The organism is Falsirhodobacter xinxiangensis (genome assembly GCF_004959935.1).
GTDB classification, from domain to species: Bacteria; Pseudomonadota; Alphaproteobacteria; order Rhodobacterales; family Rhodobacteraceae; genus Falsirhodobacter; species Falsirhodobacter xinxiangensis.
The window spans coordinates 50,534-71,473 of sequence record NZ_SMYN01000014.1 but is presented as its reverse complement, the minus strand read 5'-3'; the positions used below and the strand labels follow the sequence as shown (position 1 = coordinate 71,473).

The 20,940-nt window shown below is 65.9% G+C and carries 25 protein-coding genes; 7 read left to right on the top strand and 18 right to left on the bottom strand.

Annotated elements, in window-relative coordinates; genetic code table 11:
- Position 1: 1 nt before the first annotated feature.
- From recO to folK, 13 genes are all read right to left on the bottom strand, one after another.
- The gene (gene recO, locus E2K76_RS15145) at positions 2 to 766 is read right to left on the bottom strand and encodes a DNA repair protein RecO (protein WP_136685218.1); all 765 of its coding nucleotides are present in this window, start codon (positions 764 to 766) and stop codon (positions 2 to 4) included.
- A gap of 9 nt (positions 767 to 775) precedes the next feature.
- Complete coding sequence (locus E2K76_RS15140; RefSeq protein WP_136685216.1) at positions 776 to 1,108, bottom strand: DUF1491 family protein; 333 nt, start codon at positions 1,106 to 1,108, stop codon at positions 776 to 778.
- Positions 1,105 to 2,013 carry a GTPase Era gene (gene era / locus E2K76_RS15135; protein ID WP_136685214.1) on the bottom strand — a complete coding sequence of 303 codons (909 nt, stop codon included), beginning with the start codon at positions 2,011 to 2,013 and terminating at the stop codon, positions 1,105 to 1,107. The genes E2K76_RS15140 and era overlap by 4 nt, the downstream gene beginning before the upstream one ends.
- A complete protein-coding gene (gene rnc, locus E2K76_RS15130; RefSeq protein ID WP_136685213.1) occupies positions 2,010 to 2,696 on the bottom strand; it encodes a ribonuclease III in 687 nt (228 codons plus the stop codon). Before rnc ends, era begins: the two co-directional genes overlap by 4 nt.
- On the bottom strand, positions 2,693 to 3,487 hold the full coding sequence (gene lepB, locus E2K76_RS15125) for a signal peptidase I (RefSeq protein ID WP_136685211.1): 795 nt from the start codon (positions 3,485 to 3,487) through the stop codon (positions 2,693 to 2,695). Before lepB ends, rnc begins: the two co-directional genes overlap by 4 nt.
- Positions 3,488 to 3,539: 52 nt before the next feature.
- The gene (gene acpS, locus E2K76_RS15120) at positions 3,540 to 3,959 is read right to left on the bottom strand and encodes a holo-ACP synthase (RefSeq protein WP_136685209.1); all 420 of its coding nucleotides are present in this window, start codon (positions 3,957 to 3,959) and stop codon (positions 3,540 to 3,542) included.
- Entirely contained in the window at positions 3,956 to 4,444 is a 489-nt protein-coding gene (locus tag E2K76_RS15115) for an HdeD family acid-resistance protein (protein WP_136685207.1), read from the bottom strand. The genes acpS and E2K76_RS15115 overlap by 4 nt, the downstream gene beginning before the upstream one ends.
- Before the next feature lie 10 nt (positions 4,445 to 4,454).
- Positions 4,455 to 5,183: a pyridoxine 5'-phosphate synthase gene (locus tag E2K76_RS15110; protein ID WP_246032980.1), complete on the bottom strand. Its 729-nt coding sequence runs from the start codon at positions 5,181 to 5,183 to the stop codon at positions 4,455 to 4,457.
- Between the two features lie 34 nt (positions 5,184 to 5,217).
- Positions 5,218 to 5,877, bottom strand: a complete 660-nt coding sequence (locus E2K76_RS15105; protein WP_136685204.1) for a DUF2062 domain-containing protein — start codon at positions 5,875 to 5,877, stop codon at positions 5,218 to 5,220.
- A gap of 45 nt (positions 5,878 to 5,922) precedes the next feature.
- Positions 5,923 to 6,573, bottom strand: a complete 651-nt coding sequence (locus tag E2K76_RS15100; protein ID WP_136685202.1) for a DUF2062 domain-containing protein — start codon at positions 6,571 to 6,573, stop codon at positions 5,923 to 5,925.
- Positions 6,574 to 6,584: 11 nt separating this feature from the next.
- On the bottom strand, positions 6,585 to 8,699 hold the full coding sequence (locus E2K76_RS15095) for a RelA/SpoT family protein (RefSeq protein WP_136685200.1): 2,115 nt from the start codon (positions 8,697 to 8,699) through the stop codon (positions 6,585 to 6,587).
- A gap of 25 nt (positions 8,700 to 8,724) precedes the next feature.
- Positions 8,725 to 9,081, bottom strand: coding sequence for a DNA-directed RNA polymerase subunit omega (gene rpoZ, locus E2K76_RS15090; protein ID WP_136685199.1), 357 nt, complete (start codon positions 9,079 to 9,081; stop codon positions 8,725 to 8,727).
- Positions 9,082 to 9,167: 86 nt separating this feature from the next.
- Entirely contained in the window at positions 9,168 to 9,740 is a 573-nt protein-coding gene (gene folK, locus E2K76_RS15085) for a 2-amino-4-hydroxy-6-hydroxymethyldihydropteridine diphosphokinase (RefSeq protein WP_136685196.1), read from the bottom strand.
- A gap of 130 nt (positions 9,741 to 9,870) precedes the next feature.
- On the opposite strand from folK, the gene E2K76_RS15080 reads away from it, so the two are divergent.
- From E2K76_RS15080 to E2K76_RS15065, 4 genes are all read left to right on the top strand, one after another.
- Positions 9,871 to 10,443: a LabA-like NYN domain-containing protein gene (locus E2K76_RS15080; protein WP_136685195.1), complete on the top strand. Its 573-nt coding sequence runs from the start codon at positions 9,871 to 9,873 to the stop codon at positions 10,441 to 10,443.
- A 52-nt stretch (positions 10,444 to 10,495) separates the two neighbouring features.
- Positions 10,496 to 11,446, top strand: coding sequence for a 4-hydroxy-3-methylbut-2-enyl diphosphate reductase (gene ispH, locus E2K76_RS15075; RefSeq protein ID WP_136685193.1), 951 nt, complete (start codon positions 10,496 to 10,498; stop codon positions 11,444 to 11,446).
- 199 nt (positions 11,447 to 11,645) lie between these two features.
- Positions 11,646 to 12,107: a ribonuclease HI gene (gene rnhA, locus E2K76_RS15070; RefSeq protein ID WP_136685191.1), complete on the top strand. Its 462-nt coding sequence runs from the start codon at positions 11,646 to 11,648 to the stop codon at positions 12,105 to 12,107.
- 22 nt (positions 12,108 to 12,129) lie between these two features.
- Complete coding sequence (locus E2K76_RS15065) at positions 12,130 to 12,402, top strand: hypothetical protein (RefSeq protein ID WP_136685189.1); 273 nt, start codon at positions 12,130 to 12,132, stop codon at positions 12,400 to 12,402.
- 2 nt (positions 12,403 to 12,404) lie between these two features.
- Here the strand turns inward: E2K76_RS15065 and fmt are convergent, their stop codons facing one another.
- The 3 genes from fmt to def (E2K76_RS15050) are packed head-to-tail and all read right to left on the bottom strand — an operon-like array spanning position 12,405 to position 14,307.
- A complete protein-coding gene (gene fmt, locus E2K76_RS15060; protein WP_136685187.1) occupies positions 12,405 to 13,295 on the bottom strand; it encodes a methionyl-tRNA formyltransferase in 891 nt (296 codons plus the stop codon).
- Positions 13,295 to 13,786 carry a peptide deformylase gene (def, locus tag E2K76_RS15055; protein WP_136685186.1) on the bottom strand — a complete coding sequence of 164 codons (492 nt, stop codon included), beginning with the start codon at positions 13,784 to 13,786 and terminating at the stop codon, positions 13,295 to 13,297. Before def (E2K76_RS15055) ends, fmt begins: the two co-directional genes overlap by 1 nt.
- Complete coding sequence (def, locus tag E2K76_RS15050) at positions 13,783 to 14,307, bottom strand: peptide deformylase (protein WP_136685184.1); 525 nt, start codon at positions 14,305 to 14,307, stop codon at positions 13,783 to 13,785. Before def (E2K76_RS15050) ends, def (E2K76_RS15055) begins: the two co-directional genes overlap by 4 nt.
- 93 nt (positions 14,308 to 14,400) lie before the next feature.
- On the opposite strand from def (E2K76_RS15050), the gene E2K76_RS15045 reads away from it, so the two are divergent.
- Positions 14,401 to 15,573: a MalY/PatB family protein gene (locus E2K76_RS15045; RefSeq protein ID WP_136685182.1), complete on the top strand. Its 1,173-nt coding sequence runs from the start codon at positions 14,401 to 14,403 to the stop codon at positions 15,571 to 15,573.
- Here the strand turns inward: E2K76_RS15045 and E2K76_RS15040 are convergent.
- A complete protein-coding gene (locus E2K76_RS15040) occupies positions 15,567 to 15,917 on the bottom strand; it encodes a hypothetical protein (protein WP_136685180.1) in 351 nt (116 codons plus the stop codon). The two genes, E2K76_RS15045 and E2K76_RS15040, sit on opposite strands and share 7 nt — an antisense overlap.
- A 97-nt stretch (positions 15,918 to 16,014) precedes the next feature.
- Here E2K76_RS15040 and E2K76_RS15035 point away from each other — a divergent pair, with 97 nt between their 5' ends.
- Together E2K76_RS15035 and E2K76_RS15030 are read left to right on the top strand one after the other, a co-directional pair.
- Positions 16,015 to 16,893 carry a glycosyltransferase family 2 protein gene (locus E2K76_RS15035; RefSeq protein WP_136685178.1) on the top strand — a complete coding sequence of 293 codons (879 nt, stop codon included), beginning with the start codon at positions 16,015 to 16,017 and terminating at the stop codon, positions 16,891 to 16,893.
- On the top strand, positions 16,872 to 17,399 hold the full coding sequence (locus E2K76_RS15030) for a hypothetical protein (protein WP_136685177.1): 528 nt from the start codon (positions 16,872 to 16,874) through the stop codon (positions 17,397 to 17,399). Before E2K76_RS15035 ends, E2K76_RS15030 begins: the two co-directional genes overlap by 22 nt.
- Here E2K76_RS15030 and smc read toward each other — a convergent pair.
- The gene (gene smc, locus E2K76_RS15025; RefSeq protein ID WP_136685176.1) at positions 17,396 to 20,836 is read right to left on the bottom strand and encodes a chromosome segregation protein SMC; all 3,441 of its coding nucleotides are present in this window, start codon (positions 20,834 to 20,836) and stop codon (positions 17,396 to 17,398) included. The genes E2K76_RS15030 and smc overlap by 4 nt on opposite strands.
- Positions 20,837 to 20,940: the final 104 nt, after the last annotated feature.

Sequence of the window (20,940 nt, the reverse complement as noted above, 5' to 3'; positions counted from 1 at the left end):
TTCATTCTCCCTTTCCGCCCGGCCCTCCTTGGCCCGTGACAGCGTGGGATGCAACCTCGCGCGTCAACAGATCGACCAGCCGCGCCCGCGCCTCGGGCAGTGGGTGGCGGATGTCCATGCCGTCCAGCGCACGGATCAGGAAATGAGCGCAGAGCGTCAGGCCCGCCGCCATCTCGGCCCGGCTGGCACCGCCCTGCCCAAGCAGAATCGGCGGCAAGGGCAGCAAACGCGGTGCCCAGTCCCCCGCGGCATCCCGGCTGACCGCACGCCCGGTGCGCGGACTGACAAAGGCCAGATCCTCGCGCGATCCGGTCAGCGCACAGCGCCCCAGCTCCAGCGCGAAGCCCATCTCCTCCAGCATCGCCATCTCCCACCGCAGATAGGCCTCGCCCCAACCATCGCTGCCCAGATCGTCCAGCAGGGTGATGGTCCGCGACCAAAGCGCGGGATGCGCCTCGCGTTCGGGGAGACACAGGTGCAGCATGGCGCAGACGGCGTTGAGGCCCGTCAGGCCAAGACGGCTGTCCAGCACCGCGCGGGCGCGCAGCGGCTCGACCGCGAAGGTGCCAAGCTGATCGCCCAGCCTCGCACGCCACGTAACGTCAAGTTGCGTCCCAGGTTGCAGTGTCGCGGCCATCTTGCGCGATGCACCGCCATGCACGACGCCGGAATGGCGGCCGTGGTCCTTGGTGAACACTTCGATGATCGCGGCGCTTTCGCCATGCCGTCGCATGGACAGAAGCGCACCCTCGTCCCGCCATTCCATCGGGCAAGCCTAGTCGGAAAGCCCCGGCTCGTCCAACAGCGTGCGGCCTTGGCGATCCTCGACCTCGATCACCCACAGATCGGGGTCGAAGCCGCGCTGTCGGGCGATGGCGGCATCGACATCGCCCTCCGCCCCCTTGGCCAAAGTCATCCATGCACGGTTGCCGGTCATCAGATCGAAACTGCGCTGATATGCCTGCGCCCGCCCGTCCAGCGTCGCCAGCTTCACCAGCACCGCCCCCGCCGTCGCGTCGCCTTTTGCGGTGATGAACGCCGGAATGTCCGCCAGCCGAAGCCGCGCCAGATAGGCGCGGACCCAGAAATCGGCGGTCAGCCTTGTCAAGAATTGCCGTCCTTGAAGTCCAGACCCATCTCGGAATACCGTTCCGGCTCTTCCAGCCAGTTCGGGCGGACCTTCACCTGCAGGAACAGATGGACGGTCCGGCCAAGGAATTCGGAAATCTCGGCGCGGGCGGCCTGGCCGATGGATTTGATCGTCTCGCCCTTGTTGCCCAGCACGATGCCCTTGTGCCCGTCGCGCGCAACATAGACCACCTGATCGATGCGGGTCGATCCGTCGGGACGGTCCTCCCACTTCTCGGTCTCGACGGTCAGCTGATAGGGCAGTTCCTCGTGCAGACGCAGGGTCAGCTTCTCGCGCGTCATCTCGGCGGCGATCATGCGCATGGGCAGATCGGCGATCTGATCCTCGGGATAGAACCACTCGCCCTCGGGCAACTGCCCCGCCAGCCATTCGCGCAGCTTGTCCACGCCATAGCCACGCTCGGCCGAGATCATGAAGGTTTCGGCAAACGGAAACGCCTCGTTCATCTTCTGCGTCAGCGCCAGCAGCGTCTCGGCCTTCACGCGGTCGATCTTGTTGATCGCCAGCGCCACCTTCACCTTGCCAGGAACACGGTCCTTCAGCGCCTCGATGATCGCCTCGGTCCCTTCGGTCAACCCGCGATGCGCCTCGATCAGCAACACGATCACGTCAGCATCGGCGGCCCCGCCCCAAGCGGCGGCAACCATCGCGCGGTCCAGACGGCGGCGCGGGCGGAACAGGCCGGGCGTGTCCACGAAGACGATCTGGGCATCGCCCTCCATCGCGACGCCGCGGATGCGGGCACGGGTGGTCTGCACCTTGTGCGTGACGATGGACACCTTGGCCCCCACCATGCGGTTCAACAGGGTGGACTTGCCGGCGTTCGGTTCCCCGATCAGTGCGACGAAACCTGCGCGTGTCATGCGTTCTTCTCCATCCGCGCCAGAAGCGCCCTTGCCGCGGCCTGTTCGGCGGCACGTTTGGTATTGGCCTGCGCCGTTTCGGTCTCACCCGTCTCCAGCCGCACCTCTACGTCGAAGACCGGCTGGTGGTCGGGACCGGACCGCCCAAGTTCGACATAGCGCGGCGGCGGCAAAGCGCGAGCCTGCGCCCATTCCTGAAGCGAGGTCTTGGGATCGCGCGCATCCTTCTCGACGCGCCCGACCCGGTCGCCCCAAAGCCGCAGCACCATCGCCCGCGCCACTTCGAATCCCGCATCGACATAGACGGCGGCGATCAGAGCCTCCATCGCGTCGCCCAACAGCGCCTCCTTGCGGCGCCCGCCCGACATCATCTCGGACCGGCCCAGCTTGAGCGCGTCGCCGAGGCCGATCTCGCGCGCGATCTCGGCGCAGGTTTCCTTGCGGACAAGGGCGTTGAACCGGGGGGCAAGCTGGCCTTCGCTGGCCCGTTCATCGGCGGACAGAAGCGCCTCGGACATGACCAGCCCAAGCACCCGGTCGCCCAGAAACTCAAGCCGCTGGTTGTCGGGCCGCTGCGGACCCGAGATCGAGGCATGCGTCACCGCCCGGATCAGCAATTCGGGGTTTTTGAAGCGATGCCCGAGCGTGCCGGACAGCGCGATGAGATCGGCAGAGAGTTTCAATCGACAGCCTTGAAGAAGCGGTCCGCGCGCCACGTCCAGAAATACAGCATCGACCGGCCAGCGGAGGAGAACATGATCCGGTCGGCCCGCCCGATCAGGTATTCGGCAGGCACCATGCCCACACCGCCCACGGCCTGGCTGAAACGGCTGTCCTGCGAATTGTCGCGGTTGTCGCCCATGAAGAAGTAATGCCCCGGCGGCACGGTGAACACGTCGGTGTTGTCGGCAAAGCCGTTCTGGTCGATGTTCAGCACGTCATGCGCAACGCCGTTCGGCAGCGTTTCGGTAAACCGCGACGATGTGCAAAGCCCGCCCTCGCCCACCGGGCCATTCTCGCAGCGCGGATACTGACCCATCGGGCCTTGGCGTTCGTAGGTTTCCTCGAACACGCCATTGGCTTCCTGCGGCACTTCCTGCCCGTTCAGGATCACGCGACCGCCCCGCATCTGCACCGTGTCGCCCGGAAGGCCGATCAGCCGCTTGATGAAATCCGCGCCCGACACCGGATGACGGAACACCACCACGTCGCCCCGCTCCGGCTCGGACGCCAGAAGACGGCCCGAGAAGGGGCACATCGAGAAGGGGCAGGAATACTGCGAATAGCCATAGGCCATCTTGTTGACGAACAGGAAATCGCCGATCAGCAGCGTGTCCTTCATCGACCCCGAGGGAATCCAGAACGGCTGGAAGAACAGCGTTCGGAAGACGCCCGCAATCAGCAGGGCATAGACGACCGTCTTGACCGTCTCCAGAATGCCGCCCTCGGCCTTTGCTTTCTTGCGTGTGAACATGTCGTCCCGCCCGTTGATGATCGCCGCTTCATGCGCAAGGCGGGCGTCCGAGTCAAGTTTCGCTGCCGTGATCGCGGATCGGCCGTGCCTCGATCACCACGAAAGCCTGTGCCCAGGGGTGATCGTCGGTCAACGTGACATGCACGATCGCCTCGTGCCCCGCCGGGGTCATTTCGGCCAAACGCTGCGCGGCCCAGCCTGTCACCGCCATGACCGGCTGCCCCGTCGGCAGGTTAGACACCGCCATGTCCTTCCACGCGATGCCCATCCGCAGCCCGGTGCCCAGCGCCTTGGAACAAGCCTCCTTCGCCGCCCAGCGTTTCGCATAGGTGCCCGCGACGTCGGCGCGGTTCTCGGCCCGGCGCTGTTCCAGATCGGTGAAGACGCGGTTGCGGAAACGATCGCCGAACCGTTCCAGCGTGCGCTCGATCCGTTCGATATTCGCGAGGTCGGTTCCAATGCCAAGGATCATCTGCGCGCCATCCCCACCACGATCAGCACCGCGCCGATCAGGATCAATTCGAACGCAAGGATGAAGCCCAGCGTTACCAGCACCGTCTCCTCCAGCCCCAGAAGCACCACAAGCCCGAACAACAGCGACAGCCCGCCCGAGACGACCACCAGCCAGCGCAGTCGGTGGCCCAGCCGAATGCCCATCGCCAGCCGGAACAGCCCCGACAGCGCGCAGATCACGCCCACCACGACCGTCAGCGCGACCATCCCGTCCAGCGGGCGCGCGATCAGCAGGATGCCCAGCACCAGCGGGAACAGCCCCCACAGCCCTTCGGACATCAACCTGCCCGCGCGAAAGGCGTGGAACATCTGAAGCGCACCGATGACCAGAAAGGCCCAGCCGGTGAACAGCACCACGCTGAGCGAGGCCGGCATCGGGAACGCCAGCGCCACGATCCCGAGGATCAGCGAGGCAGAGCCCAGCGCGACGAGCGAAAGCTGCATGCGTGTCTCCTCAGGCGCGGGCGGCGTCCATGCGGCGGCGCATTTCTTCGATGGCGGGGCCAAGCCCGCGGAAGATGGATTCGGCGATCAGGAAATGGCCGATGTTCAGCTCCATCACCTGCGGGAATTCGGCGATCTCGGCCACGGTGTCATAGCTGATGCCGTGGCCCGCATGGACCTCCAGCCCCAGCGAATGGGCGAAAGCCGCGCCTTCGCGCAGGGCGGCCAGTTCCGCTGCAGCGTCGGGGGAACGGTCGGCGACCAGTTCGCAGTAGTGCCCCGTATGCAGTTCCACCACGGCGGCACCGATGCGGTGCGACGCCTCGATCTGCGCGGGATCGTGGCCGATGAACATGGACACGCGCGCGCCCGCCTCGCGCAGCGGCGCGATGAAATCGGCCAGCCGCGCCTCGTCACCCGCAACGTCCAACCCGCCCTCGGTCGTGCGCTCCTCGCGCTTTTCGGGCACGAGGCAGACGGCGTGGGGCTTGTGGCGCAGCGCGATGGCCTGCATCTCCGCCGTCGCCGCCATCTCGAAATTCAGCGGAATGCCGATCCCGGCCATCAGCGTCTCGATGTCCTCGTCGCGGATGTGGCGGCGGTCTTCGCGCAGGTGGGCGGTGATCCCGTCGGCGCCCGCCGCCTCGGCCAGCAGGGCCGCGCGCAGCGGGTCCGGCCAGCTTGATCCGCGCGCATTCCGAACCGTGGCCACATGGTCGATGTTCACACCAAGCCGCATTCTGCCGCCCCCCAGATCGTTTTCCGCCACGATGTTAAGCCCTTCCGCCACCAGCGTCATCCCCGCCGCGTATGTCCCGGGCGCGGCGCAATGCCTCGCTTCTGTCGCGAAGCCGCGCGCTCCGCAAGCCGCGATAGGCACGAACGAGCGACAAAACAATGATGTAGCTGGCAAGGCCCGCGACAAGCCCGATCGCCGTGCCCCCGACCAGATAGGGAAGGTAGATGCGGTGGAAGAATCGCGACAGGCTGACCCACCGCATCTCATGCTCGCCGAAGATGGCGTTCACGTTGTGGAGGATCTCGGACGCCGCCGCGCCGAAGGCCGACAGGATCTGCCACGCAGGCAGCCCTCCGCCGATACCCAGCATGTGCTGGCCCAGCGACACGCCCGCGACGGCGAAGAACGGAATCGTCACCGGATTTGCGATCAGCGAGCCTACGAGGGCTGCAAATATGTTGCCCCGGATCAGCCAGGCAAGCGCGACGGCGATGACGTAGTCGTGAAAGATATACGGGCCGAAACAGGCGAAGACCCCGGCGAAGGCACCGCGCGCGACCCGTCGCGGATCGTCGGGAATGCGCATCACCCGGTGCGTCAGGTATTGCAGCGCGCGTCCCCAACCCGCGCGGGGCCAGAGCATCTCGGTGATCCTGCGCCACCGGGTCTGTTTGTCGCGCCGTTTGAAAACCAAGCCACTGCTCCTTCAGTCAAGCAGTAGGGGGCGGGGGGCGATGGATCAACCCTTGCGCCGCAGCGCGTCGGCCTGAAGGCGCAGCTTCTGCCGTTTCTCGAACCTTTCCCGCGCCTTGGAGGCGCGCAGCTTCTGATAGGCGCGCACCAAGGGGATTGTCAGGTAATAAAGGATGCCGCTGACGATGATCCCCGGAAGGATGCCGCCGATCATATAGGGGAAGTAGATCGTGCGGAAAAACGCAGCAAGGCTTTCCCAATGCATCGCCTGCCCGGTGAAGGGCGCGATCGCATTGTCCCAAAGTTCCGTTCCCGCGTTGGCGAAGGCCGCGGCGATCGACCCCAGATCCATCGGATCGGTGATGCCAAGGATGCGGTGCCCCAGTTCCACCGAGGTGATGGCGATGATCGGCGTCGTCAGCGGATTGCCGACGAAGGTGCCCAGCAGCGCGGCAAGGATATTGCCGCGCATCGCCCAAGCAATCAGCGCGGCGCCAATGAAGTGGAAGCCGAAGAACGGCGTGAAGCTGATGAACGATCCGGCGAAGAAGCCGCGCGCGATGCGGTGCGGCTCGTCCGGCAGGCGGCGCATCCGATGCATGACATATTGCGTCGCGCGGCGAAAACCGCCGGTGGGATAGACCATCTCGCGCGCCCAGCCCGCAAGGCTTCGGCGCTCGCGCCGCTTGAACACCATTTAAACACCCGTCATGGCTTGCGGCCAAGGTCGCGATGCCGTGCGATCTGGGCCACCTGGCTTTCCGCCTCAAGCGCGGTCATGGCAAGATGCAGATGTTCCACATCCCGCACGTCGATATCGACCAGCAAGCGATAGAAGTCGGGCTTGCGGTCGGTGAATTGCATGTCCGAGATATTGGCCTTCTGCTCTCCGATCAAGGTGCAGACGCGGCCCAGGACACCGGCATCGTTGGCGATGGTCAGATCGAGGCTGACGGTATTGACCGGCGCATGCCGCCCCGGCTGCCAATGCAGGTCCACCCAACGCGAGGGTTGATCCTCCATCTCCTCCAGCGCGGGGCAGTCGATGGCGTGGATGACCACCCCCTGCCCGCGATAGGTGATGCCGACGATGCGTTCGCCCGGCACCGGCTGGCAGCATTGCGCGCGGCGGAAGGTCTGGTCGGGCGGCAGGCCAAGGACCGGGCGCTGGATCACCTCATCCGCCGGGCCTTGGGCAAATTCGGGATAGAGCGTCTCGACCACCTTGCGGGCGGTGACCTCGGCGCTGCCGACGCGGGCCAGAAGCTCCTCGCCCTCGGTCAGACCGAGCATCTTGGCGGCGGTCCGCAGCGCCTTGTCGGAATATTTGCGCCCGACCTGATCGAAGGCGGACCGCACCAGTTCCTGCCCCAGCCGGATGAAGCGGCCCCGGTCTTCCTCGCGCAAGGACCGCCGGATCGCGGCCTTGGCGCGGCCCGTGGTCACGATGTCGATCCAGCTTGCCTGCGGGCGTTGGCCCTCGGCGGTGATGATCTCGATCGACTGGCCGTTGCGCAGACGGGTCCAGAGCGGCACGCGAATGCCGTCGATCTTGGCCGAAACGCAGGAGTTGCCGATGCGCGTGTGGATGGCGAAGGCGAAATCAAGCGGCGTTGCGCCTTTCGGCAACTGGATCACGTCGCCCTTGGGGGTGAAGCAGAACACCTGATCGGTGTACATCTCCAGCTTCACGTTCTCCATGAAGGCGTCGTGGTCGTCCTCGTCCAGCCGTTCGGTCAGGGACGCGATCCATTTGGCCGGATCGACGGCGAAGGGGTTCTTGGTGCGCACACCCTCACGATATGCCCAATGGGCGGCAACCCCGGCCTCGTTCACCTCGTGCATCTGGCGCGTGCGGACCTGCACCTCCACCCGTTTGCCGTCGCGGCCCGACACCGTGGTGTGGATCGATCGATAGCCGTTCGATTTCGGTTGGCTGATGTAGTCCTTGAACCGCCCCGGCACGGCACGCCAGCGGTGATGGATCACCCCAAGGATGCGGTAGCAATCCGCCTCGTGTTCGCAGATCACGCGGAAGCCATAGATGTCGGACAGGCGCGAGAAGGCCAGATCCTTCTCCTGCATCTTGCGCCAGATGCTGTAGGGCTTCTTCGCGCGGCCATAGACGTCGGCGTCGATCTCGGCCTTGTCCAGTTCCGAACGGATGTCGTTGGTGATGCGGTGGACCACATCGCCGGTTTCGCGCTGAAGCGTGATGAAACGGCGGATGATGGAATTGCGCGCCTCGGGATTCAGGACGCGGAAGGCCAGATCCTCCAGCTCCTCGCGCATCCACTGCATACCCATGCGCCCGGCCAGAGGCGCGAAAATCTCCATCGTCTCGCGCGCCTTCTGCGCCTGCTTTTCCGGGCGCATCGACTTGATCGTGCGCATGTTGTGCAGACGGTCGGCCAGCTTGACCAGGATCACCCGCAAGTCCTTGGACATCGCCATGAACAGCTTGCGGAAGTTGTCGGCCTGTTTGGACTGGGCGGACGACAATTCGAGGTTCGTCAGCTTGGTGACGCCATCCACCAGCTCGGCGATGTTCACGCCGAACAGGCGTTCGATCTCGGCATAGGTGGATTTGGTGTCTTCGATCGTGTCGTGCAGCAGCGCGGTCACGATGGTCGCATCGTCTAGCCGCTGTTCGGTCAGAATGGCGGCGACGGCGACGGGATGGGTGAAATACGGCTCGCCCGACTGACGGAACTGCCCGTCATGCATCTTCATGCCGTAGGCATAGGCCCGGCGGATCAGATCGGCATTCGTCTTGGGATTGTAATTGCGGACGAGGGCGATCAGGTCTTCGAGATCGATCATTCCCCCGCCGCTTTCCTGAACAGGATCAGTTCTGGCCTTGCGCTTCCATCAGGGCGCGCAGCAGTTTTTCTTCCGACATGTCGTCCTGCATCGGGCGATCGACTTCGCCATTGCCCATCAGCAGCGCCATTTCGTCTTCTTCCGGCTCGTCCACCTCGATCTGGGTCTGGTGGCTTTCGATCATCCGCTCGCGCAGGTGATCGGCGCTTTGGGTTTCCTCGGCGATTTCGCGCAGGGACACGACGGGGTTCTTGTCGTTGTCGCGGTCGATCGTCAGTGCGGCACCCGACTGGATCTCGCGCGCACGATGGGCGGCAAGCATCACCAGTTCGAACCGGTTCGGAACCTTGTCAACGCAATCTTCGACCGTTACGCGGGCCATCGGTCTCTCCATCTGTGTCGGGCGGGGGCGTGGAACTGCCTATTTAAGCCTTGCGGTAGATGTTGACAAGTGCGGATTCCCCGGCCCTACAGCCGGCGCACCGCGTCGCGATCCGCCTGCGGCAGATCGGCCAGCATCGCGGAAACGCTTTTCTTCAGAGCTGGATGCACCCAATCCGGAGCGACCTCGGCAAGCGGGACCAGCACGAAGGCACGGTCCTGAAGGCGCGGGTGCGGCAGGATCAGCTGATTCGGCGCTTCGACGGCTTGCCGGGTCGGCGGAAGGCCGCGCCATTGATCCCAGGTTGCAACGTCCGGAAGCACACTACCCCCGAACGCGAGAAGATCGAGATCGACGGACCTTGCACCCCATCGCGCCTGCCGCTCCCTGCCGAAATCTGCCTCAATCCTGTGCAGGATCGCCAGAAGATCGGCAGGCCCGATACCGCCGTCCAACTGCAGCGAAAACGCCGCGTTCACATAGTCCGGCCCCGCCCCGGCTGGGAAGCAAGGCGTTGAATATAGTGAGCTTTTGTTAACCATGCCGATACCCGGACGCGCGACCGCCGCCATCGCGGCCCGGATCGTCCCCGCAAGATCCAGCCCTCCGAACGGCTGATTCCCGCCGACGGCCACCAATGCCTCGTTTCTTTCTTCCATGGCGACCCCTCGTCATGTTGTGTAGCAGGGCGCTACGGTTATTTAGCGACGTGGTCCCATCCCATTGTTGTCGCAAGACGGATTACGAGTGGACGGGTTTTTTCGGAACAGTGCATAGGGGACACGAACTATGTTCTACAAGGACGAACGGCTTGCGCTGTTCATAGATGGATCGAACCTCTATGCCGCCGCGAAGGCGCTGGGCTTCGACATCGACTACAAGCTGCTGCGGCAGGAATTCATGCGGCGGGGCAAACTGCTCCGCGCCTTCTATTACACCGCCCTGCTGGAGAACGAGGAATATTCCCCGATCCGCCCGCTGGTGGACTGGCTGCATTACAACGGCTTCACCATGGTCACCAAACCGGCCAAGGAATACACCGACAGCCAGGGCCGCCGTAAGGTCAAGGGCAACATGGACATCGAATTGACGGTGGACGCGATGGAGCTTGCGCCGCGCGTGGATCACATCGTCATCTTCTCGGGCGATGGGGATTTCCGGCCGCTGGTCGAAAGCCTTCAGCGTCAGGGCGTGCGCGTGTCCATCGTCTCGACCATCCGCAGCCAGCCGCCGATGATCGCGGACGAGCTGCGCCGTCAGGCCGACAACTTCATCGAACTGGACGAGCTTCGTGACGTGATCGGCCGCCCCCCGCGCGAGCCGAGAGTGGACCGCGAAGAACCTGTCGAGGACGTTCGTTGACCTGAGCGGGCGCAGACCTTACCTCTGGGGCGCAACATTGAAGGCCGCACCGATGTCCCTGCCCCCGCTGACCCTTTACCTTGCCGCCCCGCGCGGATTCTGCGCGGGCGTGGACCGGGCCATCAAGATCGTCGAAATGGCGATCCGCAAATGGGGCGCGCCGGTCTATGTCCGGCACGAGATCGTGCATAACAAATACGTCGTGGACGGGCTGCGTGACCAGGGCGCGATCTTCGTCGAGGAACTGGACGAGGTTCCAGGCGACCGCCCGGTGATCTTTTCCGCGCATGGAGTGCCCAAAGCCGTCCCGGCCGAGGCGGCGCGGCGCGAGATGGTCTTCGTCGATGCCACCTGCCCGCTGGTGTCCAAGGTCCATATCGAGGCGGAACGCCATCACGAAGACGGCCTCCAGATGGTGATGATCGGCCATGCGGGCCATCCCGAAACCATCGGCACCATGGGACAATTACCCGAAGGCGAGGTGCTGCTGGTCGAAACCGCCGATGATGTGGCCGGGCTGGACGTGCGCGACCCCGAACGGCTGGCCTATATCACCCAGACCACCCTGTCGGTCGATGACACCATCGGCATCGTCGAGGCGCTGCGCGCCCGTTTTCCGGCCATCGTCGGGCCGCACAAGGAAGACATCTGCTATGCCACCACCAACCGGCAGATGTCGGTCAAGGCCATCGCAGGCAAGATCGACGCGCTTCTGGTGATCGGCGCGCCCAACTCGTCGAACTCCAAACGGCTGGTCGAGGTTGGCCGCTCTGCCGGTTGCGCCTATGCTCAGCTGGTCCAGCGCGCCACCGACATCGACTGGCGCGCGCTGGAGGGGATTCGCAGCGTCGGCATCACCGCTGGCGCCTCGGCCCCCGAAGTGCTGGTGAACGAGGTGATCGACGCCTTCCGGGCCCGCTGGGACACCACGGTGGAGCTTGTCGAAACCGCGAAAGAGCGCGTTGAGTTCAAAGTTCCGCGAGTGCTGCGCGAGGCACCGTAAGACAGGGTTTGACATCTTCGCGACTCGGTGAAACGCTGAGCTTTCTACGGAGGTGCCGACCATGCTGCTGCTGACTGCCACGATCACCGTTCTTGCCGTTCTGGCGCTGTCTTTCCGCCCCGAACCGGCCAAGGTCCGCGTGGCCGCGCGCCGCCGCTGACAGCTTGCGCGGGCGCCCCGCATGGGATAGCCCGCTGCCATGCCAGAGCTTTACGCCTATACCGACGGTGCTTGCAGCGGAAACCCCGGCCCGGGTGGCTGGGGCGTTCTGATGCTGGCGAAAGAGGGTGACGCCATCCTCAAGGAGCGCACGCTGAACGGCGGAGAGGCGCTGACCACCAACAACCGCATGGAGCTGATGGCCGCGATTTCCGCGCTTGAGGCGCTGACGCGCGAAAGCACCATCATCGTTGTCACCGACAGCGCCTATGTGAAGAACGGCGTCACTGGCTGGATTCACGGCTGGAAACGCAACGGCTGGAAGACCGCCGACCGCAAGCCCGTGAAGAACGCCGACCTGTGGGAACGCCTCGACACCGCGCAGCAGCGCCACAAGGTCGAATGGCGCTGGATCAAGGGCCATGCCGGACATGCGGAGAACGAACGTGCGGACGAGCTGGCTCGCGAAGGTATGGCCCCGTTCAAGAAAGCCCGCGCCTGAGCTTTCGCCGACCGAGGCGTTCATGGACGTCATGAGCCCCTACGATCACGCGAACTGTAGCGATCCGAGGAAGTTGAAGGTCTTGGCCTCGCATCCCTGCGAGTGGTCCGAACGATTCCGTCGGAACTTCGACCATGTGATCGAAAACCGCACCGTGACGGCAGAGGATTACGATAAATATACGGCTATCGAACTGGAGGATGACGAGGCGCTTTACCGCTATCTTCGTGCCGTCCACGCCTTCCTCTGTGCGGATGGTTCCTATCCTGACATCGACTTGGCCGATTACGCCTGAGGTCAGCCCAGCCGTTCGGGCAGCACGATGCCACGCAGCAGTTCCTCGGGCGGCATCGGGCGCTTGCCCTCGCGCTGAGCCAGCGTGACTTCGACCGCGCCGGTGCCACAAGCGATGGTCAACCCGTCCAGCACCTGTCCCGATGCGCCATGGCCCGAGACGACCCGGCTGCCCAGAAGTTTCAACCGCTCCCCTCCCGCCATGCACCACGCGCCGGGAAAGGGCGACAGGCCGCGGATCTGGCGGTCCACCACCTCGGCCGGCTGCGTCCAGTCGATCCGCGCCTCGGCCTTGTCGATCTTGGCGGCATAGGTCACGCCATCTTCCGGCTGCGTCAACGGAGGCGGCATCGTCGCCAGAGCCTCAAGGATCATCGCGGCACCCATCGTGGACAAACGGTCGTGCAATTCGCCGGTGGTTTCCTCCGCCCCGATCGCCGTCGCACGCGCCAAACGAACGGGTCCGGTGTCCAGCCCCGCCTCCATCTGCATAATGCAGATGCCGGTGTCCGCATCGCCCGACAGGATCGCGCGGTGAATCGGCGCAGCCCCGCGCCAGCGCGGCAGCAAGGACGCATGGATGTTCAGACAGCCTAGACGCGGCGCGTCCAGCACCGCCTGCGGCAGAATCAGGCCATAGGCCACCACCACCGCCACATCCGCGCCCAAGGCGGCGAACTCCGCCTGCGCTTCGCCGCCCTTCAGGCTGACCGGATGACGCACGGGAATGCCCAAGGCCTCGGCCCGCGCCTGCACGGGCGAAGGGCGGTCCTTCTTGCCCCGCCCCGCAGGACGTGGCGGCTGAGAATAGGCGCAGACGACCTCGTGCTCTGCCGCCAGCGCATTCAACACCGGCACCGAGAAGTCGGGCGTGCCCATGAACACCACCCGCATCAGCGCCGCTTCCCCGCCTTGGCGATCAGCATCTTGCGCTTCAGCGGCGACAGGCGATCGAAATACATCTTGCCCGCCAGATGGTCGATCTGGTGCTGAACCGAGGTCGCCCACAGGCCGACGAAATCGCGATCTTCCATCACGCCATCCGCGTTCAGGAACCGGACCGTCACCGCCCGCGGGCGCGAGATCACGGCCGACACGCCGGGCAGGTTCGGGCTCGCCTCCTCATGCTCGCGGAACTGGCCCGAGGCGTGAAGAACCTCGGGGTTCGCCAGCAGGATCGCCTTGCCGCGTTCGGTGGAACAATCCACCACCGCCAGACGCTGCATGACGCCGATCTGCGGCCCGGCCAGACCATATCCCGGCATCGCATCCATCGTCTCGACCATGTCGGCCCAGATGGCGCGGACAGCATCGGTAATCTCGGCCACATCGGCGGCCTTGGACCGCAACCGCTGGTCGGGAAAGGGAACGAAAGGCCGGATCATGCCTTCTCGCGCGCGATTTCGCGTTTCAGCTTTTCCATCTTGCGCGTGATCATCTGCCGCTTCAGCGGGCCCAGATAGTCGATGAACAGCTTACCATCCAGATGGTCGATCTCGTGCTGCACGCAGGTCGCCCAGAGGCCCGTCATCTCCTCCTCCTGCACCGCGCCGTCCAGATCGGTCCAGCGGACGCGCACGACAGCGGGGCGCTGCACCTCGGCATATTGGTCGGGGATGGACAGGCAGCCTTCTTCATAGGTGCTCAGATCATCCGATTTCCAGACGATCTCGGGGTTCACCAGCACCATAGGGCGCGGCTCCGCCTCGGGGTCCTTGGTGCAATCCATGGTGATGATCCGCAGCATGACGCCGATCTGCGGGCCGGCAAGGCCGACGCCGGGCGCGTGATACATCGTCTCCAGCATGTCGCGACCAAGCTCGCGTATCTCGTCCGTGATCTGATCGACGGGGGCGCATGGCTTCTTCAGCCGCGGATCGGGATGGATCAGGATGGGGCGTATCATGCAACCGATTTAAGCCAAGCCCTTGCGCCGCGCAATCGCCTTCCGGTCCCTGCGCGAAGCGGCTAGGCTGCCGGCGACACACCGGAGACTGCCATGAATTTCGACGAACGGATCGACCGCATCGGCACCCATTGCGACAAATGGGACATGATGGAAACCCTGTTTGACGTGCCAAGGGGCAAAGGGCTTGCCATGTGGGTCGCCGATATGGAGTTCCGGCCCCCGGCCTCCGTACAGCGCGCGCTGGAGGAGATGGTCGCGCATGGCGTCTATGGCTATTTCGGCGACGATGCCGATTATCTGGCCGCGATCTGCTGGTGGATGAAGAACCGCCACGGATGGGAGGTGGACCCGAAGGCGATCTTCACCACCCATGGCATCGTCAACGGCGTCGCGTTGGCGATCGAGGCGTTCAGCGAAGTGGGCGACGGCGTCGTGCTGACCACGCCCGTCTATCACGCCTTTGCCCGCATCACCAAGGCGGCGGGGCGCGAGGTGGTCGAATGCCAGCTTGCCCTGAACGGCGGGCGATACGAGATGGACTTCGACGCCTGGGACGCACAGATGACGGGGCGCGAGGCGATCTTCATCCTCTGCTCGCCCCACAATCCGGGCGGGCGGGTCTGGACCCAAAGCGAGCTGCGCGGCGTTGCCGATTTCTGCAAACGGCACGACCTGATCCTGATCTCGGACGAGATCCATCACGATCTGGTCTTGCCGGGCGCGACGCATATCGCCATGCCGCTGGCCGCACCCGACATCGAGGACCGTCTGGTGATGATGACGGCCACGACCAAGACCTTCAACCTCGCGGGCGGCCATATCGGCAACGTCATCGTTCCCGACCCCGACTTGCGCCGCAAGTTCCGCGCGCGCATTCAGGCGCAGGGCATCTCGCCCAACAGCTTTGCCGTGGCGATGGCGACCGCCGCCTATACGCCCGAAGGGGCGGAATGGGTGGATGCGCTGATGGCCTATCTGGATCGCAACCGCCGCCTGTTCGACGAAACCATCGCGTCGATCCCGGGCCTCGTGTCGATGCCGCTGGAGGCGACCTATCTGGCCTGGGTGGATTTCTCGGGCACGGGTCTGACGCTGCAACAGATGCTGGACCGGGTCGAACGGCAGGCGGGGATCGCCACCAGCTATGGCAACATCTTCGGCAAGGGCGGAGAGACATATCTGCGGTTCAACATCGGCGCCCCCCGCGCGCAGATCGAGGATGCCTGCGCGCGGCTGCGCGATGTCTTTTCCGACCTTCAGTAACGCGGAAGCAGCATGGAGGGCGCCTCGCCCTCCCTTTCGAAATCGACGGGCGCATGATCCAGAACCACGGTAAAGGTCTTGAATTCGCAGATCAGCTCGTCGCCCTCGATCACCGAGGCGACGATCAGGCAGTGGCCCAGATGCCGCGCCCCGTCATACAGATCGACCAGCCCGCGCATATGCGCCGTGCGCGAGGCGTCCAGCGCAACGCCATCCGACCACAGCCGAAGGACCGGAAGCACCGTTTCGCCCTGTTGCAGATGCAGGCGCGAGTTGCGCCGACGCCCGCGCGCCATGGCCGCATGAAGTCCGTCGCGCACCTCTCGGGGCAGGAATTCCAGCATCGAAGCCTCCTCTCGATCCTTACAACTGTCGTCCGTCAAACGGAAAAATCAAGCCGAGTCGATGCCGCACCCGTGATTTTCAGCCAAGGGTTGCACGATGGCTGATGCGGCAATCCGCTGGGGGGTCTGCACAACCGTCCGCGCCCCTGCCGAACAGGTGCTGGCCGTCGTCGCGCATCACCTTTCCATCGGCGCGGCGCATGTCTGGGTGCATTTCGACGATCCCGAAGATCCGGCCTTCGAGCGTCTGGCGCGCATCCCCGATGTCACTCCGATCCGCTGCGATGCGCGCTGGTGGGGGCGCATCCGGCCCGAGCGGCACCAGAACCGCCAGTCGCGCAACATCCTGCGCCTGTATCGGCAAGCGCCCCTGCCGTGGATCGCACATCTGGACGTGGACGAATTCATCGTCGGCAATGTGGGACGTGCCCTTGCGACCGATGCCGACATGGTCCGCATCCGCCCGTGGGAAGCACTGCACGACCCCGCCCTGCCGGACGACATCTTCACCGCCCGCCATTTCCGCGCCGCCGCCGTCAAGGCGCGCCGTCTGGCCTTCGGGCAGCATGCAGACCTGTTCCCCTCGGGCATGGTCAGCCATCAGCACGGCAAGGCGATCTTCCGCACCGGACGGGGGCTGGAGCCGCGCATTCACGGCGCGTTCAGGGATGGCCAGCGGGTCGAAGGCATCGACTTCAGCGAAAGCCTCGCCCTGCTGCACTTCCATGCCGAGGACCCGGCCCGCTGGGCGGACCGTCTTCACTTCCGCCTGACGCGGGGGGCTTATGCGGGAAACGCCGCCCTGCGCGATCACCTTCTTTCGCTGGACGAAAGCGGCATCCTTGCCTTCCATGCCGAAACCCATATGCCGCCCCCCGAGCGGATGGCCGAACTCCTCCGCCTCGGGCTGCTGCAGGAGGCGGACCTGACCCTGCGCCGAAAAGTTGAAGAGCTATGCGAACGACAGACGATCTGAACGCCGCCCTGCCCCATATCCTTGCCGCGCCGAAGGATGCCGCCCCCGTCACCTGCCTGTGCTTTCGCCCCGGCTATGGGCTGCGGACGTTTCCGGGCAGCCTGACGCTGACCAGGGATGGCGGCATACCGGGCGAGCGTTGGACCAAGGCGCCATGGCTGAAGCTGGCGGACGGATCGCCCGATCCGCGCATTCAGGTGTCGATCCTGCCGAAACGGGTGATGGACCTGGTCTGCGAGGGCGGCTTGCACCCCGGCGATCCGGTCATCGCAGATCTGGATGTGACCGAGGCGAACATGCCGGTCGGAACCCTGCTGCAACTCGGCAGCGCGGTGGTGCGGGTGTCGGACGCCTTCAACGACGGCTGCGTCAAATGGAAGGTGCGCTATGGCGCGGATGCCAAGAACTGGATCGTGCAGGACCCGAGCCTGCGGCTGCGCGGCATCCTGTGTTCCATCGAACAGGACGGCGAGGTGGCCTTGGGCGATACGATCCGCAAGCTCTAGGCGACCAGCGCCTCGGCTTTCTTGAGGTCCACGCTGACCAACTGGCTGACGCCCTGTTCGACCATGGTGACGCCGAACAGCCGGTCCATCCGCGCCATCGTCACCGCATGGTGGGTGATGATCAGGAACCGGGTTTCCGTCCGCCGGGTCATCTCGTCCAGCAGGTCGCAGAACCGCGTCACGTTGGCATCGTCCAAGGGCGCGTCCACCTCGTCCAGCACGCAGATGGGCGCGGGGTTGGCAAGGAATACGGCAAAGATCAGTGCCATCGCCGTCAGCGTCTGTTCGCCCCCCGACAGCAGCGACAGGGTGGACAGCTTCTTGCCCGGCGGCTGGCAAAGGATCTCCAGCCCGGCATCCAGCGGATCATCGGATTCCACCAGCGTCAGCCGCGCCTCGCCGCCGCCGAACAGATGGGTGAACAGGGTGGCAAAGCTGGCATTCACCTGCTCGAACGCCGCCAGAAGCCGTTCGCGGCCTTCGCGGTTCAGCCCTTGGATGCCGGCGCGCAGCTTTTTCACCGCCTCCTCCAGATCGGCTTTTTCGGCGGCGAGCGTTCCGTGCTCCTCTGCCACCGCCTTGGCGTCTTCTTCGGCGCGCAGGTTGACGGCACCAAGCTGGTCACGGGAGCGGCGCAGGCGATGGACCTCGGCCTCCAGCGCCTCGGCATCATGGGTCGGCTCGCCGCCCAAGGATTTCAGCAGCGCATCGGGGGCAAGGTCCATCTCCTCGCGGATGCGGGCCTCGGCGGTCGCAGCGGCCTCGCGAGTGGCTTCCAGCCGGGTTTCGGCGCGGGCGCGGGATTCGCGCGCCTCACCGGCCAGACGTTCGGTGTCACGCTCGGCCATCTGCGCCTCGCGGGCGGCCGTCTCGGCGGCGGACAAGGCGGCGGTGGCGGCCTCTCGACGAGCCTCGGCGGTTTCGATCGCTTCGGTCAGGTCCTCGCGGCTGGCGGCGATCTCCTCGGGCTGGGCCAGCGCGTCCTCCAGCTCCTGCTCGCTGGCGGCGCGGCGTTCGGCAAGCTCGGCGCTGCGACGTTCGGCATTGTCGAGCCGTCCTTGCCAGTTGGCCAGATCCTTCGCGACCTCCTGCCGCCTGCGCGCCCGCGCCTCGCCCTCGCGGCGCAACTCGTCATGGGCGGATCGGCGGGACATCATGGTGATCCGCGCCGCTTCGACGGCGAAGCGCAGCGTTTCGATCCCGGCGCGCGCCTCGTCCAGATCTGGCAGGTCGGCGGCGGCGCGTTCGGCCTCGGCCAGCCGCGCGCGGGCCTCCATCGCCTCGTCGCCATGGCGGCGGGTGGCAAGGCGCGCGGTCTCCAGACGGCCCGCGGCGATTGAACGGTCGGCTTCGGCGCGGGACGCGGCGCGGCTGGCATCGGCGACGCGAGCATCGGCATGGCGGCGGGCCTCGCGTGCGGCCTGATCCGCCTGCGCAAGACCCGCCAGTTGCGATTGCAGCGCCTCATGTGCGGTGCGGGCGGCAGCGGCCTTTTCCGCCGCCTGATCGTGATCGCGGCGCAGCTGGGCCAGCCGGTTCATCTGCTTCAGCCGCAGCGCCGCCGCCGAGGGCGCATCCTCGGCCCCCGCGCGGAACCCGTCCCACCGCCAAAGATCGCCCTCGACACTGACCAGACGCTGGCCGGGACGCAAGCGGGGCTGCAGCGCCGCGCCACGGTCGCGCGCCACGATCCCGATCCGTCCGATGCGCCGCGCCAGAACCTCGGGCACCGTCACGCGGTCTGCCAGAGGCTCGGCCCCATCCGGCACGTCATCGGCCATCCCCGGCAGCAGCGCCCAACCGGAAGGCTCGTCGCCGACTTCGGGGGCGCGCAGATCGTCGGCCAAGGCCGCCCCCAGTGCCGCCTCGTATCCCGGCTGCACCTGCACCCGGTCCAGCAACTGCGCACCGCCCGAAGCATCGCGGTCCACCAGCCGCTGAAGCGCACCCAGTTCGGCCCCCAGAGCACTCGCCTCGCCATCGGCGGCGGCGCGGGCGGCGCGGGCCTCGGCTTCGGCGATCTGTGCGGCGGCGCGGGCATCCTCTGCCAAGGCCAGCGTTTCCTCGGCAGCCTCCGCCGTCTCGCGCGCGTCCATCAGCGCCTCCTCGGCGGCCTCGTGGGCGGCGGCGGCTGTTTCCTGCGCGTCGGTCGCGGCTTCGACGGCGTCGGCGGCGCGCATCGCCTCCCCCTCGGCACGGGTCAGGGTGGCGCGGGTGTCCGACAGAAGTCGTTGCGCCGATTGATGACGGGCGGCAAGGCGGGCGACGTCCTCGGTCCGTTCGGCTTGGCTTTGCTCCCGCTCGGTCAGGATCGCGGCGGCCTCGCGCGCGGCCTCGGCGGCTTCGGCCACCGCATCGTCATGACCGTCATGGGCGGCGGCAAGGTCTTCGGTTTCGTCCTGCAACCGCGCGATGGTGTCGGCGGCGTCGCGGTTCAGGCCGGATTCGCGTTCCATGTCGCGCGAAAGCTGTTCGATCCGCTGGCGCAGGGTCTGGATCGTGGCAAGCGCTCGCGCCTCCTGATCGGCCAGCGCTGCGTGCTGCACCATCAGCCTTTGCAGGATCGCGGCGGCAATGGCCTCCTCCTCGCGCAGTGGCGGCAGCGCGGCGTCGGCGGCGGCCCGTGCATCCGCTGCGGCAAGGGCGGCGGCTTCGGCCTGCCCGGCAGAGGTTCCGGCAGCGCGCAGGGTCCGGTCTGCCGCATCGCGCGCCAGATCCGCCTCGCGCCAGCGCCGCCACAAAAGCGATCCTTCGGCCCGGCGCAACTCCTCGCCGATCTCGCGGTAACGGGCGGCTTGGCGCGCCTGCCGCGACAGGGTGGCAAGCTGCACGGCCAGCGCCTCGACCACGTCATCCACGCGGGCAAGGTTCGTCTCGGTCGCCGCCAGCCGCAGTTCCGCCTCGTGCCGCCGCTGATAGAGGCCGGAGATGCCCGCCGCCTCCTCCAGAATCCGCCGCCGTGCCTTGGGCTTGGCGTTGATCAGCTCCGATATCTGCCCCTGCCGCACCAGCGCCGGGGAATGTGCCCCGGTCGAGGCATCGGCGAACAGCATCTGCACGTCGCGCGCCCGCACCTCTTTGGTGTTCGCCTTATAGGCGGACCCGGCATCGCGGGTGATGCGGCGGACGATCTCGATCTGGTCCTGATCGTTGAACCCGGCGGGGGCCACGCGGTCGGCATTGTCGATGATCAGCGCCACCTCGGCGAAGTTCCTTGCCCCGCGCGTGGCGGTGCCGGCAAAGATCACATCCTCCATCCCGCCGCCGCGCATTGCGGTCGGACGGTTCTCGCCCATGACCCAACGCAGCGCCTCCAGAAGGTTCGACTTGCCGCAGCCGTTCGGGCCGACCACGCCCGTCAACCCCTCGTGGATGACAAGATCCGTGGGGTCGACGAAGCTTTTGAAGCCGTTGAGGCGCAGACGGTTGAAACGCAAATGGATGATTCCGCTTTTTGGCGCCATTGTCCGGCACCGCGCACCTCGCGTCAACCTGCCGCCCCACCATGTTGCGGAGCCGCCTGAAAGCCCCCCAACATATG

What these genes read in the sequence shown, in the direction of transcription:
- E2K76_RS15100 (WP_136685202.1), bottom strand. Translation starts at nt 6,573, where the DNA reads ATGGTGTTCAAGCGGCGCGAGCGCCGAAGCCTTGCGGGCTGGGCGCGC.
- E2K76_RS15065 (WP_136685189.1), top strand. Translation starts at nt 12,130, where the DNA reads ATGGACGTCATGAGCCCCTACGATCACGCGAACTGTAGCGATCCGAGG.
- def (WP_136685186.1), bottom strand. Translation starts at nt 13,786, where the DNA reads ATGATCCGGCCTTTCGTTCCCTTTCCCGACCAGCGGTTGCGGTCCAAG.
- E2K76_RS15095 (WP_136685200.1), bottom strand. Translation starts at nt 8,699, where the DNA reads ATGATCGATCTCGAAGACCTGATCGCCCTCGTCCGCAATTACAATCCC.
- E2K76_RS15115 (WP_136685207.1), bottom strand. Translation starts at nt 4,444, where the DNA reads ATGCAGCTTTCGCTCGTCGCGCTGGGCTCTGCCTCGCTGATCCTCGGG.
- fmt (WP_136685187.1), bottom strand. Translation starts at nt 13,295, where the DNA reads ATGCGGGTGGTGTTCATGGGCACGCCCGACTTCTCGGTGCCGGTGTTG.
- def (WP_136685184.1), bottom strand. Translation starts at nt 14,307, where the DNA reads ATGATACGCCCCATCCTGATCCATCCCGATCCGCGGCTGAAGAAGCCA.
- E2K76_RS15030 (WP_136685177.1), top strand. Translation starts at nt 16,872, where the DNA reads ATGCGAACGACAGACGATCTGAACGCCGCCCTGCCCCATATCCTTGCC.
- recO (WP_136685218.1), bottom strand. Translation starts at nt 766, where the DNA reads ATGGAATGGCGGGACGAGGGTGCGCTTCTGTCCATGCGACGGCATGGC.
- rnhA (WP_136685191.1), top strand. Translation starts at nt 11,646, where the DNA reads ATGCCAGAGCTTTACGCCTATACCGACGGTGCTTGCAGCGGAAACCCC.
- E2K76_RS15035 (WP_136685178.1), top strand. Translation starts at nt 16,015, where the DNA reads ATGGCTGATGCGGCAATCCGCTGGGGGGTCTGCACAACCGTCCGCGCC.
- lepB (WP_136685211.1), bottom strand. Translation starts at nt 3,487, where the DNA reads ATGTTCACACGCAAGAAAGCAAAGGCCGAGGGCGGCATTCTGGAGACG.
- E2K76_RS15110 (WP_246032980.1), bottom strand. Translation starts at nt 5,183, where the DNA reads ATGCGGCTTGGTGTGAACATCGACCATGTGGCCACGGTTCGGAATGCG.
- E2K76_RS15040 (WP_136685180.1), bottom strand. Translation starts at nt 15,917, where the DNA reads ATGCTGGAATTCCTGCCCCGAGAGGTGCGCGACGGACTTCATGCGGCC.
- era (WP_136685214.1), bottom strand. Translation starts at nt 2,013, where the DNA reads ATGACACGCGCAGGTTTCGTCGCACTGATCGGGGAACCGAACGCCGGC.
- ispH (WP_136685193.1), top strand. Translation starts at nt 10,496, where the DNA reads ATGTCCCTGCCCCCGCTGACCCTTTACCTTGCCGCCCCGCGCGGATTC.
- acpS (WP_136685209.1), bottom strand. Translation starts at nt 3,959, where the DNA reads ATGATCCTTGGCATTGGAACCGACCTCGCGAATATCGAACGGATCGAG.
- folK (WP_136685196.1), bottom strand. Translation starts at nt 9,740, where the DNA reads ATGGAAGAAAGAAACGAGGCATTGGTGGCCGTCGGCGGGAATCAGCCG.
- rpoZ (WP_136685199.1), bottom strand. Translation starts at nt 9,081, where the DNA reads ATGGCCCGCGTAACGGTCGAAGATTGCGTTGACAAGGTTCCGAACCGG.
- E2K76_RS15080 (WP_136685195.1), top strand. Translation starts at nt 9,871, where the DNA reads ATGTTCTACAAGGACGAACGGCTTGCGCTGTTCATAGATGGATCGAAC.
- E2K76_RS15045 (WP_136685182.1), top strand. Translation starts at nt 14,401, where the DNA reads ATGAATTTCGACGAACGGATCGACCGCATCGGCACCCATTGCGACAAA.